Origin of the sequence: Campylobacter sp. MG1 (assembly GCF_026616895.1) — a bacterium.
GTDB lineage: Bacteria > Campylobacterota > Campylobacteria > Campylobacterales > Campylobacteraceae > Campylobacter_E.
This window is the reverse complement of record NZ_JANYME010000010.1, coordinates 18,072-33,508: the sequence shown is the minus strand read 5'-3', so window position 1 is coordinate 33,508 and position 15,437 is coordinate 18,072. Positions and strand designations below refer to the sequence as shown.

The window sequence follows — 15,437 nt, the reverse complement described above, 5'->3', positions numbered from 1 at the left end:
TGTATTCTAAATTAAGACAGTTAAGTAACATTAATAAAAATAATATCATGTAAAATATAAAAAATTAATGTAGCTAGTATTATAGCTATATAAGTTTTCTTAAAAACTATATAAAAAATTAAAGAAAAAAAGCCAGATATTATATAATCCATAGAATAAGGTAAATTCTTATAATCTAAATCTTTATATAAAAAACATACTAGAATAATCATTATAAGCATAGGCATAAAATTTTCTAAAAAATTTAAAATTTCATTAGGTTTTTTAGTCCCAAATAAAAAATAACCTAATTCTTTGATAATTATTCCATTAATTGCTACTAAAATTATTACAATCATCGTATTAGACATAATTTTTTTCCTATTAGTAAAATACAAATTCCACATGTCATACAAATTAATAGCATAAATTCTTTTGGTACGAAAAATAATCCGATAATTCCTATAACAAAAGCTATACTTATCGCAAATTTATTTTTTGATTTTAAACATAATTCATAGGCTAATATGATAAATAAAGCATATTGTGAAAAACTCAAAGAACTATAATCAACACTACTAAAACTAGCTATACAAAAACCTAAAACACAACCTAATACCCAATAAAAATGGTTTAAAAACAATATAAAAATCGCTGTTTTATTATCATAATTATTAGCACTAAGCAATGCAAAACTTTCATCAGTAAGAGCAAAAACAGCGTAATATTTTATAAATTTCATAGTTCTAAAATATCTCATGCAACTCATAATATAAAAAATATGCCTAAGATTAAGTAAACTAGCAGCTATTAAAATACCAAATAAACTTGTATTTTCGGCTAATAATGTAAGTAATAAGAATTGTAAAGAACCAGAAAAAACAAAAATAGCGCAACACAAAATTTCAAAAAAATTAAAATTTTGAAAAAAAGCAAGTATTCCAAATGCAACCCCCATAACTATATAAGCAATAGCTATAGCAAAAGTATCTATGAAAGCTACTTTAATCATTTGTTATCTTTTTTATATACTCATTTACATCTTTTTTTGATATTTCTTTAATATTTTTTTCAACTTTAGTAATATCAACCCTATCAAAATACATATAATCAATCCCAAATAACACACCGATAATAATAAAAACAGGTATTAAAAAAATCATATAAAACTCCTTTAATTTGTTTTAATTATAAAATAAGTAATGTTAAATTTAATAAAATTTTCGCATTAATATTGCTATACTGTTTCAAAAAGGAACAAAAATAATAAAAATATATCAGAGCAAAAAATATACAATTTACTTTTATAAAAAATAATTATAAGTAAAATTTAACTTATAATTATTTTTTTAAATCATACTCACTTACTAAAATATACAATTTAACTACAGATAAAAATAAAGCTAAAATAGCAGGTCCTAGTATTACTCCCCAAAAGCCAAATGTAGAAATACCAGCTATCATAGAAAAGAATATTAATAATTCATTAATTTTTGCTGGAGTTTTTAAAAATTTATTATTAATATACTTAATAATTAATGGTTTAATAAAAGTGTCAGCTATAATTGATATAACAATAATAGAATATAAAGCTATTATAATAGCATTTGTATGATTACCCAAAGAATACTCATAAAGTCCTACAGGCAACCATAATAAAGCTCCGCCGATTAATGGAATTAACGATGATACAGCATACAAAATACCCATTAAAAGCCCATCATATCCAAAAAATATTAAGCAAAAAGCAAACAAAATTCCTTCAAAAATAGCTGTAATAATAACAGAATAAAAAACAACACTCATTACATTAGACACTTCACTTAAAATATTCTCAAATTCATCCTTTTTAAGCGGTAGCAATTTTCTAAAAAAATTAACAAGTTCTATTCCGTAATAATTAACAAAAAAATAAAAAATTACTATTACTACTAATTCAGTAAAAAATTTAGCACCTGATTTTGTAAAATTTGATGCATAATTTAATGCATTTTTACCTAAGCTATTAAAATCTATATTATTCAAAATTTCTTTTACCTTAGGTTCTATATAATTTAAATTTTCAGGCAAATCAAATTCCATAGTTTTTATTTTTTGAAAAGCATCTTGCAAAATAGTTATATCAATATTTTTTACTAAAATTGCAAAAGAAAAACCTGCATAAGCCATAGGAGCGAAAAATAATAATGACATCAAAACTGTCAAAACAATTGGTGCTATAATTTTTCTTTTATATCTTATAAAAATTTTATGATGTAAATTTGCTGTAGCAACTGCCATCAAAATAGCAATAGCAATGGTTAGTAAAAATGGACGAAATAAATATAAAACACAAAAAAACACAAACAAAACAAGTGATATTAAAAAATATCTTCCATTCATTATTTATTAAGCCTTTCTGGAATATTAATAATTTTTGGATTTAAAGCCGATAAAAATATTTTACCATTATCTAAATCATTTTTATGCAAAATTAATTGATCTTGAACTAATAATAACCAATCTATCAAATCATCACTAGCAGGGCCTATCAATTCAATAGCATCACGCAAAACATCTTCTACAACATTACAAATGTTAACAAGTTGATAAATTTTTAATTTTTCACTTTCATATTTTATATTATTAAATATAATATAAATCTTATTAATATTTTCATAATAATTATAAGGATTTGATAAAGATATTATTAATGGTTCTAAATTATCACATAATTTATTTAAATTATCCATAAATTTATTAACAAAATATAAATTATTATCTAATTCTAACTGTTCTAAAATATTAAAAATTTTACTCATATATCCACTCGTTTTTATTTTTCGCTAGTATTATACAAATATTTTACAATAAATTTAAGGTAAATTATGGAAAGAATAGTTGAAATTGAACAATTTAAAGATGATAGCAAATATGAAATTAGCTTAAGACCAAGCACTTTTGATGAATATGTAGGTCAAAACAAAACTAAAGAGAATTTAAAAGTATTTATAAAATCAGCAAAGTTAAGAAATGCTCCGCTTGATCATACTTTATTTTTTGGCCCTGCAGGTCTTGGAAAAACCACTTTAGCAAATATAATTGCAAATGAAATGGGAGTAAATATTAAAACAACAGCAGCCCCTATGATAGAAAAAAGCGGAGATTTAGCTGCAATTCTTACAAATCTTGAAGATGGAGATATATTATTTATTGATGAAATTCATCGCTTAAGCCCTGCTATTGAAGAAGTTTTATATCCAGCGATGGAGGACTTTCGTCTTGATATTATAATAGGAAGTGGTCCTGCAGCTCAAACCGTTAAAATTGATTTAGCTAAGTTTTGCTTAATTGCTGCTACTACTAAAAGCGGTGGAATTTCAACTCCGCTTAGGGATAGATTTGGGATTAATTGTAGGCTAGAGTTTTATACCCCTGATGAACTTGCCTTAATTATTAGCAAAGCTGCTTTAAAGCTTGATATTACCTGCGATAACGACGCTAGTAAAGAAATAGCTAAAAGATGCAGAAGCACACCAAGAATTGCCCTTAGACTTCTTAAAAGAGTTAGGGATTTTGCCATAGTAAATAATGAAACAAAAATCACTTTAAAAAGAGCTAAATTAGCGCTTGAGAGTTTAGGTGTAAATGAATTAGGTCTTGATGAGTGCGATTTAAATTATCTTGAGTTTTTATGCAAGGCTAAAAAAGCAGTGGGCTTAAATACTATTGCAGCAGCTTTAAGCGAAGATGAAAGAACTATTGAAGATGTAATCGAGCCTTATTTGATAGCAAATAATTACATAGAAAAAAGTGCAAAAGGAAGAGTAGCAACCACTAAAGCTTATAGTTTATTAAAATTAGGAGGTGGTACTTTATTTGATATATAAATTTAATTTATAAAATATTAATTACAAAATAAATATTTATAAAAACTAGTATATATAAATTTATAATTAAATATGTAATAATAAATTACTTAAATTATTTTTCATTTTAAATTTAATCACATACCTATAATGAATATAAATATAATTACACAATAATACTTGTTAAAACACTAGAAATTTATAACCTTGCATATTTTTATTTTACTAATTTATACTTTATTAAGAACATGTGTTATGCGATAAAATTGTATAAATATTCAAAATAATCATTACATTATTTTAAAAAACCTTTCCTTTTAGTTTTGATAACAAAAATATATTATTATAAAATCAAATATTGCTAATTAATTTATATAATTTTTTAATTTCATTATTCACTTTACAATCTAATATTTTTACATCATACTAACTATTTAAATCCAAATTCAATCAGTATATTAAATAAACCAGCTTTTTTATCCACACCCTATTTATAAAATTTCTGGATTAAAATTCAAATTATTCTTTAAGTAAATTCTTATTAGACAAGCTTTTATTCAACTATTGCAAAAATGTGTTATATTTATAATTATTTGTTATTTTTTCCATTTTATTTTACATACTTTTAATTTTTATTCCACAAAAACTTTATTTGTCCTATTGCTTTGATATTTACATTATATAATTTTAAGATATCACATAAAATTATTCATTATAATTTAAGCCTGTTATAAAAAATCAAATTCATATCATTATAATAATTCTTATATTATATTTTCTTGTATTAAGTTATCAAACCAAGCAACATTTTTATATTTTTGCATTATATTATTAGTAATTTTTGCAATTAATTCAAAATCATAAGTATTATCATAAAATAAAATTTCATAACACAATGGTATAACTTTTAAAAGATTTTGCATACTTTCATAATATCGTCTATTTATTACAGATGACTCTATATCATGTCCGCCTTTAGCTACTCTTATTTTTACTCGCTCTTTTGCAGTTTTTGGACTATCTACATTTAAAAAATATAATTTTATAATAAAACCTCTCTCTTTTAATTCATCAAAAAGTTTTAGAATACTCTTACCACAAAGTGTAGTTTCTTGCATAAAATTTTTTTGATTTTTTATATAGGCATTTCTTATCTCAATCGCTTTTTTAGAAGCTTTTATTTGAATTTCTTTATCTTTCCAATTTCCTATTGAACGAGCGATTTCATCAATATCAATTCTATAACCAAATTCAATTTGCTTTTGTGTATCAAATTGAGTATTGTAATAAAAACTTGTTTTGCCTGCACCATTCACACCTGCAAAAATAGTAGCTACTGGTTGATTTATCATAATAATCCCTTATATAAATTTAAAATAATTATATTAAAAACAAACAGCTTTACTAATATAGAAACTAAAAATATTTTATATTGAAACTTTTTATAAATTTATAAATGTAACACATATAAAAACCTAACTATTTTTAGTTAATTAATAATTACTAATTCTTTTAAATATAATTTAAATTTATAAAATTATTATATATCTTAATTTGCTTTATGTTTTTCTATAGTTTTTTCCCACATAAGCTTATATTTACGCTTAAAATTTACTAGCTCTTCTCTAGCTAATTCTAATTCCTGAGTTAATGATTTTATTATATTTCTATTTTCTTCATTTAATTCTTGCATAGAATAAAGTGCTTCTTTTAAAAAGACATTTTCATCTCTTAAGGCTTCTAATGTTTCATCCTTAGCATTTAATATGCTTTCATGTAAATTTAAAATTGTTCCTATTGTTTTTTCTACAAAATCACCCTTTATACTACTAACTTTATTATCATCTACAGCAATCAAGCTAAAAGCTCCAGAATTTGCTTCTATTAACAATTTATTATCATCATACTTATGCTTTAACTTACCTTGATTTACCATATTTAAAACAACTTCTTCATTCAAATGAACTAATTTGCAAAATTCACTAAGTTCAAGATATGTTTGCATAAAAACTCCTATGCTCTTAAAAAGCTAAATTCTGGCAATAAAGATGGGCTTAAAATCTCATTTATATTGCCACTATGTAATTCGCCAAATTCTTTGTTATTCTCATTTATAAGCTTTTTAAATTTGCAAAAATATTTATCATCACGCTTATAAATTTCGCCTATTTCATTATTTACTAATTCAATATTTGCATTTAATGGAGCAAATATTTCGTATTCATAATCTTTTTTAATAATTCCCTTACTAGCTATGCTTTTACCATTTTCGCTAAACCCATGCACTTGCATTGTGCCTTGCATTATTGAAGTTTCGTGATTTTGAGTATCATCTTTTTCATAAGGCCTAGCCATTAAATACCCATCAGTAAATCCACGAGATTTTAAAGTATTTAACTCATCATCATATTTTTTTGCATCAAATTGATTGTTTAAAGTATCAATTACAGCTTGTTTGTAAGTTCTAGTTGCACAAGCTACATAATATTCACTCTTAGTTCTTCCTTCTATTTTAAAGGCATTTATGGCATTTTTTTCCATAATTTTGTCTATATAATTAGCAAGCTTTAAATCTTTAGAATTAAAAATATGTGTTCCTAAATCATCTTCTACTATTCTAAATAAAGCATTATTTTCTGGATTTTTCGCATATAATTCATAAGGAAATCTACAATCATTAGCACATGCACCAAGATTTGAGCGCCTTCCACTCTGAACTGCTGATATTAAACACCTTCCACTATAAGCAAAACACATTGAGCCATGCACAAATGCTTCTATTTCAATATCTGCATTTTTTGCTATATCACAAGCATCTTTTAAGCCTAATTCTCTAGCAATTACAACTCTTTTTGCACCTAAATCCTTATAAACTAAAGCATCTTCATAATTTAAAATATTTGCTTGAGTGCTAACATGGATAGGAATATTAGGAGCTATTTGTTTTGCTAATCTCATAGCACCTATACTAGCGATTATTAAAGCATCAGGTTTTAGCTCGGCAAGTAAGGCTAAATGTCTTTTAAGACCTTCTAGTTGAGCACTCACATGAAAACCATTAACCGTTGCATAAACTTGCACACCTTTGCTATGAGCATATTTTATACCTTCTGCAAAGCTAGTTTCATCAAATTCTTTAGCAGCACGAGAGCGTAAAGAAAACGATGAAAGTCCTGCATAAACAGCATCAGCACCATAATTTACAGCAATTTTTAATTTTTTTAAATTACCTGCTGGAGCAATTATTTGTGGAGTTAGCATTATTTATCCCTTGTTATTTTCTATATTGCATTCTAATAAATTTATAGAATGTTGTGTTAAAATCGAGATTTTATTAATAGTTGATTTTAATTTTTCAATATCCTCATCTTGTTTTATTAATAAATCTTTAATATCACTATTTTCATTATTAACTAATTCTACAATATCTTTTGCAGTTTTAATTTGTTCTAATTGCGTATATAACATATTTTTTGAACTTTTAAATTTATCTACATTTGGAAATTTATCACACAAAATTGCAAAAAAATCTAACTGTGATTTTAAACTACTATCTAAACCATTTAATATATTCTCTAAATTAAAAAAATAATCATTAAGAATATCGGTCTTATTATAAATCAAACTAGAAAAAATCCCATCTTTACTATTTTCTAAAACACTTTCATTATTATTCATTAATATTCCTTGTAAAAACCAATATTCTAAACTATTAAACAAAATCAGCTAAAATCATAGCTTATTAAATCCAACTTAAGGTTAAAACATGGCTAAATTTGTAAATAATATAAGCGAGTTTTATGATTTTTGTATTAAGAATGAAGTTTTATTTGTAGATTTTAGATTTACAAGTTTAGATGGAACTTGGAATCATTTAACATATACTTTAAAATCAGTTGATGAGGGAGTTTTAAAAGCTGGAATTCCTTTTGATGCAAGCTCATATAAGGGTTGGCAACCGATTGATAAAAGTGATATGATATTAATCCCTGATGTTACTACGGCTTTTCTAGATCCATTTGCCACAGATAATACCGTAATTGTAATATGTGACATTTTTGATATATATAAAAACGATTTTTATGAAAAATGTCCAAGGACAATAGCTAAAAAAACTATGAAAATGTTAGATAATAATGAAATAGCTGATACCGCTTATTTTGGAGCTGAAAATGAATTTTTCATATTTGATGATGTTAAAATAATAGATACTATGAATTGTGCTATGTATCAAATAGATACTGAAGAAGGCGAATGGAATGATAACAAAAATTATGAAGACGCTTACAATACCGGTCATCGTCCAAGAAGAAAAGGTGGTTATACTCCGGTTCCTCCAATCGATAGTATGCAAGATTTAAGAGCTGAAATGGTTCAGGTTTTAGAGCGTGTTGGTATTGAATGCTTTGTTCATCATCATGAATGTGCACAAGGTCAAGGAGAAATCGGGGTTAAGTTTAATACTTTAGTAGAAGCTGCTGATAATGTTCAAATATATAAATATGTAGTAAAAATGGTAGCTCATCTAAATGGTAAAACTGCTACATTTATGCCAAAACCACTTCATCTTGATAATGGTAGCGGAATGCACGTTCACATGAGCTTATTTAAAAATGGCAAAAACCTATTCTATGATAAAAGTGGCTATGCAGGACTTAGTAAGACTGCAATTCATTATATAGGTGGGGTTTTAAGACACGCAAGAAGTGTAACAGCATTTACAAATCCAACTACTAATTCTTATAAAAGATTAATCCCAGGGTTTGAAGCTCCATCAATTCTAACTTACTCTTGTCAAAATCGTTCAGCTAGTTGTAGAGTGCCTTATGGAATTAACGAAAAAAGTGCTAGAGTTGAAATGCGTTTTCCTGATAGTTCTAGTAATGTGTATTTGGCATTTTCATCTATGCTTTTAGCAGGACTTGATGGAATTAAAAATGAGCTTACTGCAGCTGGACCTATGGATGAGAATTTATTTAAATTAAGCCTTGATGAAATTAGAGAAAAAGGAATAGAGCAATTACCACATACTCTAAGGGGTGCTTTAGAGAGCTTAATCCGTGATAATGCTTATCTAAAACCTATTTTTACTGATACTTGTATACAAGATTATCAACATATGAAGTTTAAAAATCAAGTTTGGCCAGTAGAACAACGCCCAACTGCATATGAATTTAAAACTACATATTCTTGCTAGATTTTGCCACAGTTTATTGTGGCAAAAATTCATAAAACATATATTAATTAACACTATAAAATATATTGCTATGAAAAAATAGACTTATTGTTTTTAAATACAGCGTAAGTTATAATATTATGTTTATATGAAATTTTACTATAATTAATAAAATATTAATATAAATAATTTTCAATAATAAAAAATCATACTAAACATAAATAAAAGAATTAAATTTATCTTATATTTTTAATATTATCAAAATCCTTATGTTGGTAATTATTTTTTAAAGCTTTTAGATTATCCTTATTCACGCCATTTAAAATTGCTACTTCTTCAAATTTATCTCTAGCATTTTTCATATCTTTTAAAATTTCTTTAAATTCATTTTCATTAATTTCAAAAAATTCTTTAATTTCATCAAATAATTTAAGCGATGGCAAGTTTTCATAATCTATAAAATTTAAAGCGTGATTTTGTTTTGAATAATCTATTGTTTCTGGTGTTATATCAAATGCAGGAGATAAATTCCAAGTTTTAGTATCTTTATCATATAAAACGCCGTGATTTCTTAAATGGTCGTCCGTATTGCCAAATAAACCATTAAAAACCATTCTTCTAAACAATTGCTTTTTATTTTTAGTATCCAAGCAATATGCTAAATCACAATAAGATTTTTCAAAACTTGTTTCCCCTTCTTTAACACCTAATAAAGTCATAGCTGATTTATAAGGAATTCTTGTATTATCTATTCTATCAAACCTTTTTACAAGTAATGCTGTTCCTTTATAGGTTTCAAATAACTTTACTTCACAAGTATTAATTTTTGCTATTTTAGCAATATCAAGCATAGTTTTTTCACAATTTGATATTTGTCTATATTCATCTTTAATAGATGGAAATTTTACTATATAAAGCTCATTATTGTTTATAATACTTGCTTTTGGTCTTGCACCACCTATACTACCACTCGGTGCTAAAAGATTTTTAATATCACTTTCTAAGCTTTCACCTAATTCAATTCTTTGAGATGAAATACATAATTCATTTATATTATTAAGAATATAATCTGTTGGTGATATAAAATTATTATTTTCTCTAACTCTAAGAGAACCCATCCTAAAATAATCACTAACTCCTGCTAAATATTCACTAGGCGTTAAATCACTACCAGCTTTTCGTTTTTGAATTAATTGACCCCATCTATCAGGACTAATATCACTAAAAGCTCCCCATAATTCCTTGCTTACAAATTCAGTTTCAACTAAAGGCAAGTTTGGGTCAAGTTCAAATCCATTAATAAGCCATTCTTTATTATAAGTAAAAAAATATGTTTCATTTTTACCATAGGCTGATATTTTTAAATCTCCCACATAATCATCATTGCTATAAATTTGCAAAACTCTCATTTTTATCCAATTTATTTAATTCAATCATTATAATAATCTTAATTTAAGACTATGTGGTAATAAATATACTTATACTAAACAATATAACTACATGAAAATAAATTTATATTTTTTAAATAGCAAACAATTAATTTAAATATAAACTTATATTTAATATTTATAAAAATAGAATAATTATTTATATTTATTATTTTTATAAAGAACATAGCAAAATAACTTAATTTATAATAATTTATCTTATCCAAATTAATAAAATTAAAATATTTTGTTTTGCAAACAAAAAATAAATATTTATAAATTTATTTAAACATAAATTTGTAATAATTTATTTAAACTTTCTTCATCATTAGTCTGTGATATTCTATATAAAGCAAAATCGTATTTTAAAGGGTCTTCATTACAAAAATTTTTTAAAGCCTTACTAAGCTCTAGCATACATTTTTGATCGGCTTGTTTTCTTTTAATAAGTCCTAACATAAGCCCCATTTTATGTGTATGTGTATCAAGTGGCATTAATAAATCAGCAGGACTAATTTCATTAAACAAACCTAAATCTAAATTATCATTTCTTACCATCCAGCGATAATACATACAATATCTTTTATACGCACTTGTATTATTAACTTTACTAAAAAAGAATTCATACCCATCACTTCTATAATCATTCAATGAATAAATCTCAGTAATTAAAGCTTGAATAACTTCTAATATTTTATTATTTTTGCTTGTTTTATAAATTTTATGACTAAAATCTTTTATACTTGATTTTTTTTTAAATCTTTTTAGACTAATAAAAATTTCTGCTACATCTTTTTCGTTTTGAAATCTATATTTGTGATTTATTTGCCTTATTTCTTCATCACTTTTATTAAGTAAAGTAAAATCAAGTTTTTTTAAAAATTTTACTATAGCACCAGCATTTCCATACGCAAATAAAGCGCATATTAAAGCAATAAACTCTATATATTCGCTATTAATATTATCATATACTACTTGCAATGGGTCAGGGTGCGAATATAAATTATCAATTGTATTTTTAATACCACTTTGTTCATCTAATAATTTTTTTATCATATTCTCTCTTTTAAAGAAGTAATTTTTATATAAGATTCTTCTAATCTACTTCTACTTATTTTACCATCATCTACTGCTTGACTTATAATATCAACAACATAGCTTGCTGTATCTCCATACTTTATCCTAGATAATCCAAAATACAATATATCAACTCCAGCATTTATACTATCAATTATCCTATCTTTAAAATCTATGCCATCTAAATCACCACCTAAGATATCATCACTTACTATTACCCCATTAAATGATAAATCATTTTTTAACATATTAATGATTTTCTTAGACATATTTGCTGGTTTTTTATCTAGTATAGGATAAATTTTATTTGAAACCATTATCATATCAGCTTTATTAGTTTGTATAAAATCATAAAATGGTCTTAAATTTTTAAAATTATAATCACCTATAACACCATCTTTAGCATTCATATCTCCAGGAAAACTTTTAATACTAACTAAAAGATTATTCTTTCTGAAAATATCAGCATACTCCCTTGCATATATACTCATTTTATTAAATTCTTTACTAGAATTAACATTTAAAGTTAAATTTAAATTAATACCTAATTCATTAATACCGAAAGCTATATCAAAATAATCTGTTCTAATATCATTTAAATTTTTATTAAAATCAACAAAATTTGGTATATAAAAATCACTAAAATTAGAACTATTCATATCTGAATAATCAATACCTAAAAATAATGGATTTACAATTGCTATATTTTTAAATCTACTAACTAATTTTTTTGCCTGTTCAATATTTGTAAAATTATTTGCACTAAAAACTATACCACCAACTTTTCCAAGACTAGCTTCTTGACCTAATTTTCTTATATTGTATTCTTTAATATCTTTTCCATTAAAACCTATCATAATCATCTGACCAGCTAGTCTTTGGGTGCTTATATTTGATAAATTTTGAGAATACAATACAATATTTATAAATAATATAATTAAAATTTTTTTCATTTTTTTAATAAATCTTGTAAGCTAGTTTTTACATTCTTGCCATTTAAAATTAATAAAATTTCATTAGCAATAGGACAATATATATTATGTGTTTTTGCAATTTTACAAACTGATTTAGTAGTATCAATTCCTTCAGCAACTTCATTTAATTCTTGCTTAATTTCATCTTGATTATAGCCCTTTGCAAGCATTAATCCCACTCTGTAATTTCTTGATAATGTTGAGCTAGCAGTTAAAAATAAATCACCTGCCCCACTTAAACCTAGAAAAGTATTATCTTTAGCACCAAAAAACTTACCAAATCTAGTAATTTCTATAAGACCACGAGAAATAAGAGCAGCTCTTGCATTATTACCTAATTCTAATCCATCACAAATTCCACTAGCAATAGCAATAATATTTTTATATGCGCCACAAATCTCAGCACCAACGACATCATTATCGGTGTATGTCTTTATAAAACTAGGAAAAAAATTAGCAAATTCTTGATTTAACTTATCATTAATACCACTAATTACAAGTGCTGTTGGTAAATTTTTACTAACTTCTGCTGCAAAAGATGGGCCAGTTAAAACACTAATATTTTCTATTGGAAAAAACTTAGAAAATACATCGTGTAAAAACAAGTCTTGATAAATACCTTTTGAAGCGATTAATACATAATTATCATTTAAATTACTAAAGTTAGCTCTAAGATAATCATAGGTTCCTTGAGCACTTAATGCAAATATTAAATATTTACTTTTTTTAGCTTCGTTTATATCAATATATTCACCTGATTTTTTACTAAAAGAACAAATATTTACCTTGTTATTAAGTGAGATAGCATGAGCTATTGCACTACCCCACTTACCAGAACCAATTACGCTAATCATCCAAGCTTAGCCTTTAAAAGCTCATTTACTTTATTTGGATTAAAAGCTCCTTTGCCTTCTTTCATAGTCTGTCCTACAAAAAATCCAAACAATTTATCTTTACCCGACTTATATTCAGCTACTTTATCTGCATTTTTAGATAATATTTCATCTATTATTGCATTAATAGCACCATCATCACTAACTTGTTTTAATCCTAGTTTATCAATAGCATCGCTTACACTTATATCGTTTTCAAACAAATAAGCTAAAACATCTTTGCCTGCTTTATTTGATATTTCACTATTTTCAATAGCTTTTATCAAATCTGCTAATTTTTCTTTTCCCACAGGAGAATTTGTTATATTTAATTCACCTTTTAATAAACCCATTAATTCTACACTTAACCAAGTTGTACTAAGTTTTGGAGAACAACCTGATTTTATTAAATATTCAAAAAACATAGCCATTTCTAGTGAGCTTACTAAAACCTTAGCATCATCTTCTTTTAGCCCATACTCGCTAACATAACGAGATATTTTCTCATCTGCAAGTTCAGGAATTGCAACATTAATCATATCAGCACTAGCAAATACAGGTAATAAATCAGGGTCTGCAAAATATCTATATTCAGCAGCTTCTTCTTTGCTTCTCATAGGTTTTGTAACAAGTCTTGTAGTATCAAATAATCTTGTTTCTTGAACTACTTCACTATCATACTTACCATCCATCCAAGCAGCTATTTGGCGTTCTTTCTCATACTCTATTGCTTTTTGAATAAATTTAAAACTATTTAAATTCTTAATTTCTACTCTTGTATAAAATTTATTATCGCCTTTAGGTCTAATAGATATATTAACATCACATCTAAAAGAGCCTTCTTGCATATTAGCATCACTAATATCTAAAAATCTTATAATAGAATGAAGTTTTTTAAGATAAGCTACAGCTTCATCAGCACTTCTAATATCTGGCTCACTTACAATCTCAAGTAGTGGAGTTCCTGCACGATTTAAATCCACTAAAGAATTATCGTTTTCGTGAATATTTTTACCTGCATCTTCTTCAAGGTGAGCTCTAGTAATTCCTACTATTTTTTTACCAAAATCACCTTCAATTTCTAATTTTCCACCTTCAACTATTGCCACATCAAATTGTGATATTTGATAAGCTTTAGGTAAATCAGGATAAAAATAGTTTTTTCTATTAAAAATACTTACTTCATTAATTTTTGCATTAATTGCTTTACCAAAATATATAGCCTTTTGTAAAGCTTCTTTATTTAATACAGGTAAAGCTCCAGGCAATGCCAAACATACAGGGCAAACATTAGTATTAGCAACTTCACCAAAACTTGTCGCACAAGAACAAAAAATCTTAGTTTTTGTATTAAGCTGAGTATGAACTTCTAAACCAATAACTACTTCAAATTCCATTAATGTTCCTCTTCAACTACTATTGCACTAGCAATGTAAACATATGTTAATATCATAAATACAAAAGTTTGTAAAAATGCCATGAATGTTAAAAGAAAATATGGTGGTAAAGGTGCTATATAAGGAACTAATGCCAAAATAACAGCTAAGAATAAATCATCGCCTTTAATATTTCCAAACAAACGGAAAGATAATGAAATAATTCTTGAAAAATGAGAAATTACCTCTACTAAAAACATAAACGGCGCTATAAATTTAACTGTTCCAAAAAAATGAGAAAAATATTTTACAACACCTTGCTCTCTTATACCTTCAAAGTTATAATAAACAAACACTATCACAGCTAAAACTAATGTTAAATTTAAACTACCACTTGGTGCTTCAAATCCCGGGATAATACCTATTATATTACTAACAAAGACAATTAATCCTATTGTGGCTACTAATGGTAAATATTTTCTAGCTAATTCTTCGCTACCTAATGTATCTTTACCCATACTAAGAACACCTGATAAAAACATTTCCATTAAATTTTGAACACCTCTTGGAACTAATTGCATTTTAGAAGTCGCCATTTTAGCTAACAATAAAACAATAAGTACAACTAAAATTAGATGAACTAAATAAGCAATTTTAATATCATGCGTAATAAAATCACTGAATAAAAACAAATTGTGCATCTTAATG

17 protein-coding genes are annotated in these 15,437 nt (G+C 25.6%); 2 read left to right on the top strand and 15 right to left on the bottom strand.

Going from position 1 to position 15,437, the window contains the following annotated elements:
• Positions 1 to 20 precede the first annotated feature (20 nt).
• The 5 genes from NY022_RS08155 to NY022_RS08135 all read right to left on the bottom strand — a co-directional run bounded on the left by NY022_RS08155 (position 21) and on the right by NY022_RS08135 (position 2,780).
• Positions 21 to 350 carry an AzlD domain-containing protein gene (locus NY022_RS08155; RefSeq protein WP_267525156.1) on the bottom strand — a complete coding sequence of 110 codons (330 nt, stop codon included), beginning with the start codon at positions 348 to 350 and terminating at the stop codon, positions 21 to 23.
• Positions 335 to 991 carry an AzlC family ABC transporter permease gene (locus NY022_RS08150; RefSeq protein WP_267525154.1) on the bottom strand — a complete coding sequence of 219 codons (657 nt, stop codon included), beginning with the start codon at positions 989 to 991 and terminating at the stop codon, positions 335 to 337. Before NY022_RS08150 ends, NY022_RS08155 begins: the two co-directional genes overlap by 16 nt.
• The gene (locus tag NY022_RS08145) at positions 984 to 1,142 is read right to left on the bottom strand and encodes a hypothetical protein (protein ID WP_267525152.1); all 159 of its coding nucleotides are present in this window, start codon (positions 1,140 to 1,142) and stop codon (positions 984 to 986) included. The genes NY022_RS08150 and NY022_RS08145 overlap by 8 nt, the downstream gene beginning before the upstream one ends.
• A gap of 178 nt (positions 1,143 to 1,320) precedes the next feature.
• Positions 1,321 to 2,364 carry an AI-2E family transporter gene (locus tag NY022_RS08140; protein WP_267525198.1) on the bottom strand — a complete coding sequence of 348 codons (1,044 nt, stop codon included), beginning with the start codon at positions 2,362 to 2,364 and terminating at the stop codon, positions 1,321 to 1,323.
• Positions 2,361 to 2,780 carry a hypothetical protein gene (locus NY022_RS08135; RefSeq protein WP_267525150.1) on the bottom strand — a complete coding sequence of 140 codons (420 nt, stop codon included), beginning with the start codon at positions 2,778 to 2,780 and terminating at the stop codon, positions 2,361 to 2,363. The genes NY022_RS08140 and NY022_RS08135 overlap by 4 nt, the downstream gene beginning before the upstream one ends.
• Before the next feature lie 66 nt (positions 2,781 to 2,846).
• Between NY022_RS08135 and ruvB the strand changes: the two genes are divergently transcribed.
• Complete coding sequence (gene ruvB / locus NY022_RS08130; RefSeq protein WP_267525148.1) at positions 2,847 to 3,848, top strand: Holliday junction branch migration DNA helicase RuvB; 1,002 nt, start codon at positions 2,847 to 2,849, stop codon at positions 3,846 to 3,848.
• A 743-nt stretch (positions 3,849 to 4,591) separates the two neighbouring features.
• On the opposite strand, the gene NY022_RS08125 is transcribed toward ruvB, so the two are convergent.
• The 4 genes from NY022_RS08125 to NY022_RS08110 form a co-directional block, all read right to left on the bottom strand.
• Positions 4,592 to 5,179 carry a zeta toxin family protein gene (locus NY022_RS08125; RefSeq protein ID WP_267525146.1) on the bottom strand — a complete coding sequence of 196 codons (588 nt, stop codon included), beginning with the start codon at positions 5,177 to 5,179 and terminating at the stop codon, positions 4,592 to 4,594.
• Positions 5,180 to 5,376: 197 nt separating this feature from the next.
• Complete coding sequence (locus NY022_RS08120) at positions 5,377 to 5,832, bottom strand: DUF3972 domain-containing protein (RefSeq protein WP_267525144.1); 456 nt, start codon at positions 5,830 to 5,832, stop codon at positions 5,377 to 5,379.
• A gap of 8 nt (positions 5,833 to 5,840) precedes the next feature.
• Positions 5,841 to 7,088: a peptidase U32 family protein gene (locus NY022_RS08115; protein WP_267525142.1), complete on the bottom strand. Its 1,248-nt coding sequence runs from the start codon at positions 7,086 to 7,088 to the stop codon at positions 5,841 to 5,843.
• Positions 7,089 to 7,091: 3 nt separating this feature from the next.
• Positions 7,092 to 7,505, bottom strand: a complete 414-nt coding sequence (locus NY022_RS08110) for a hypothetical protein (RefSeq protein ID WP_267525140.1) — start codon at positions 7,503 to 7,505, stop codon at positions 7,092 to 7,094.
• 88 nt (positions 7,506 to 7,593) lie between these two features.
• Between NY022_RS08110 and glnA the strand changes: the two genes are divergently transcribed.
• Positions 7,594 to 9,024, top strand: coding sequence for a type I glutamate--ammonia ligase (glnA, locus tag NY022_RS08105; protein WP_267525138.1), 1,431 nt, complete (start codon positions 7,594 to 7,596; stop codon positions 9,022 to 9,024).
• A 215-nt stretch (positions 9,025 to 9,239) separates the two neighbouring features.
• Here glnA and NY022_RS08100 read toward each other — a convergent pair whose 3' ends face one another.
• From NY022_RS08100 to NY022_RS08075, 6 genes are all read right to left on the bottom strand, one after another.
• Positions 9,240 to 10,412, bottom strand: a complete 1,173-nt coding sequence (locus NY022_RS08100; protein ID WP_267525136.1) for a type II toxin-antitoxin system HipA family toxin — start codon at positions 10,410 to 10,412, stop codon at positions 9,240 to 9,242.
• Positions 10,413 to 10,715: 303 nt separating this feature from the next.
• The gene (locus NY022_RS08095) at positions 10,716 to 11,486 is read right to left on the bottom strand and encodes a TIGR02757 family protein (protein WP_267525134.1); all 771 of its coding nucleotides are present in this window, start codon (positions 11,484 to 11,486) and stop codon (positions 10,716 to 10,718) included.
• Complete coding sequence (locus tag NY022_RS08090) at positions 11,483 to 12,460, bottom strand: glycoside hydrolase family 3 N-terminal domain-containing protein (RefSeq protein WP_267525132.1); 978 nt, start codon at positions 12,458 to 12,460, stop codon at positions 11,483 to 11,485. Before NY022_RS08090 ends, NY022_RS08095 begins: the two co-directional genes overlap by 4 nt.
• On the bottom strand, positions 12,457 to 13,335 hold the full coding sequence (locus NY022_RS08085) for an NAD(P)H-dependent glycerol-3-phosphate dehydrogenase (protein ID WP_267525130.1): 879 nt from the start codon (positions 13,333 to 13,335) through the stop codon (positions 12,457 to 12,459). The genes NY022_RS08090 and NY022_RS08085 overlap by 4 nt, the downstream gene beginning before the upstream one ends.
• Positions 13,332 to 14,750 carry an Asp-tRNA(Asn)/Glu-tRNA(Gln) amidotransferase subunit GatB gene (gatB, locus tag NY022_RS08080; protein WP_267525128.1) on the bottom strand — a complete coding sequence of 473 codons (1,419 nt, stop codon included), beginning with the start codon at positions 14,748 to 14,750 and terminating at the stop codon, positions 13,332 to 13,334. The genes NY022_RS08085 and gatB overlap by 4 nt, the downstream gene beginning before the upstream one ends.
• Positions 14,750 to 15,430 (bottom strand): F0F1 ATP synthase subunit A, encoded by a 681-nt coding sequence (locus NY022_RS08075; protein WP_267525126.1) that lies wholly within the window; start codon positions 15,428 to 15,430, stop codon positions 14,750 to 14,752. The genes gatB and NY022_RS08075 overlap by 1 nt, the downstream gene beginning before the upstream one ends.
• Positions 15,431 to 15,437 lie beyond the last annotated feature (7 nt).

Excerpts from the sequence above, each read along its gene's own strand:
- NY022_RS08155 (WP_267525156.1), bottom strand. The coding sequence starts at position 350 with ATGTCTAATACGATGATTGTAATAATTTTAGTAGCAATTAATGGAATA.
- NY022_RS08150 (WP_267525154.1), bottom strand. The coding sequence starts at position 991 with ATGATTAAAGTAGCTTTCATAGATACTTTTGCTATAGCTATTGCTTAT.
- NY022_RS08145 (WP_267525152.1), bottom strand. The coding sequence starts at position 1,142 with ATGATTTTTTTAATACCTGTTTTTATTATTATCGGTGTGTTATTTGGG.
- NY022_RS08135 (WP_267525150.1), bottom strand. The coding sequence starts at position 2,780 with ATGAGTAAAATTTTTAATATTTTAGAACAGTTAGAATTAGATAATAAT.
- ruvB (WP_267525148.1), top strand. The coding sequence starts at position 2,847 with ATGGAAAGAATAGTTGAAATTGAACAATTTAAAGATGATAGCAAATAT.
- NY022_RS08125 (WP_267525146.1), bottom strand. The coding sequence starts at position 5,179 with ATGATAAATCAACCAGTAGCTACTATTTTTGCAGGTGTGAATGGTGCA.
- NY022_RS08120 (WP_267525144.1), bottom strand. The coding sequence starts at position 5,832 with ATGCAAACATATCTTGAACTTAGTGAATTTTGCAAATTAGTTCATTTG.
- NY022_RS08115 (WP_267525142.1), bottom strand. The coding sequence starts at position 7,088 with ATGCTAACTCCACAAATAATTGCTCCAGCAGGTAATTTAAAAAAATTA.
- NY022_RS08110 (WP_267525140.1), bottom strand. The coding sequence starts at position 7,505 with ATGAATAATAATGAAAGTGTTTTAGAAAATAGTAAAGATGGGATTTTT.
- glnA (WP_267525138.1), top strand. The coding sequence starts at position 7,594 with ATGGCTAAATTTGTAAATAATATAAGCGAGTTTTATGATTTTTGTATT.
- NY022_RS08100 (WP_267525136.1), bottom strand. The coding sequence starts at position 10,412 with ATGAGAGTTTTGCAAATTTATAGCAATGATGATTATGTGGGAGATTTA.
- NY022_RS08095 (WP_267525134.1), bottom strand. The coding sequence starts at position 11,486 with ATGATAAAAAAATTATTAGATGAACAAAGTGGTATTAAAAATACAATT.
- NY022_RS08090 (WP_267525132.1), bottom strand. The coding sequence starts at position 12,460 with ATGAAAAAAATTTTAATTATATTATTTATAAATATTGTATTGTATTCT.
- NY022_RS08085 (WP_267525130.1), bottom strand. The coding sequence starts at position 13,335 with ATGATTAGCGTAATTGGTTCTGGTAAGTGGGGTAGTGCAATAGCTCAT.
- gatB (WP_267525128.1), bottom strand. The coding sequence starts at position 14,750 with ATGGAATTTGAAGTAGTTATTGGTTTAGAAGTTCATACTCAGCTTAAT.
- NY022_RS08075 (WP_267525126.1), bottom strand. The coding sequence starts at position 15,430 with ATGCACAATTTGTTTTTATTCAGTGATTTTATTACGCATGATATTAAA.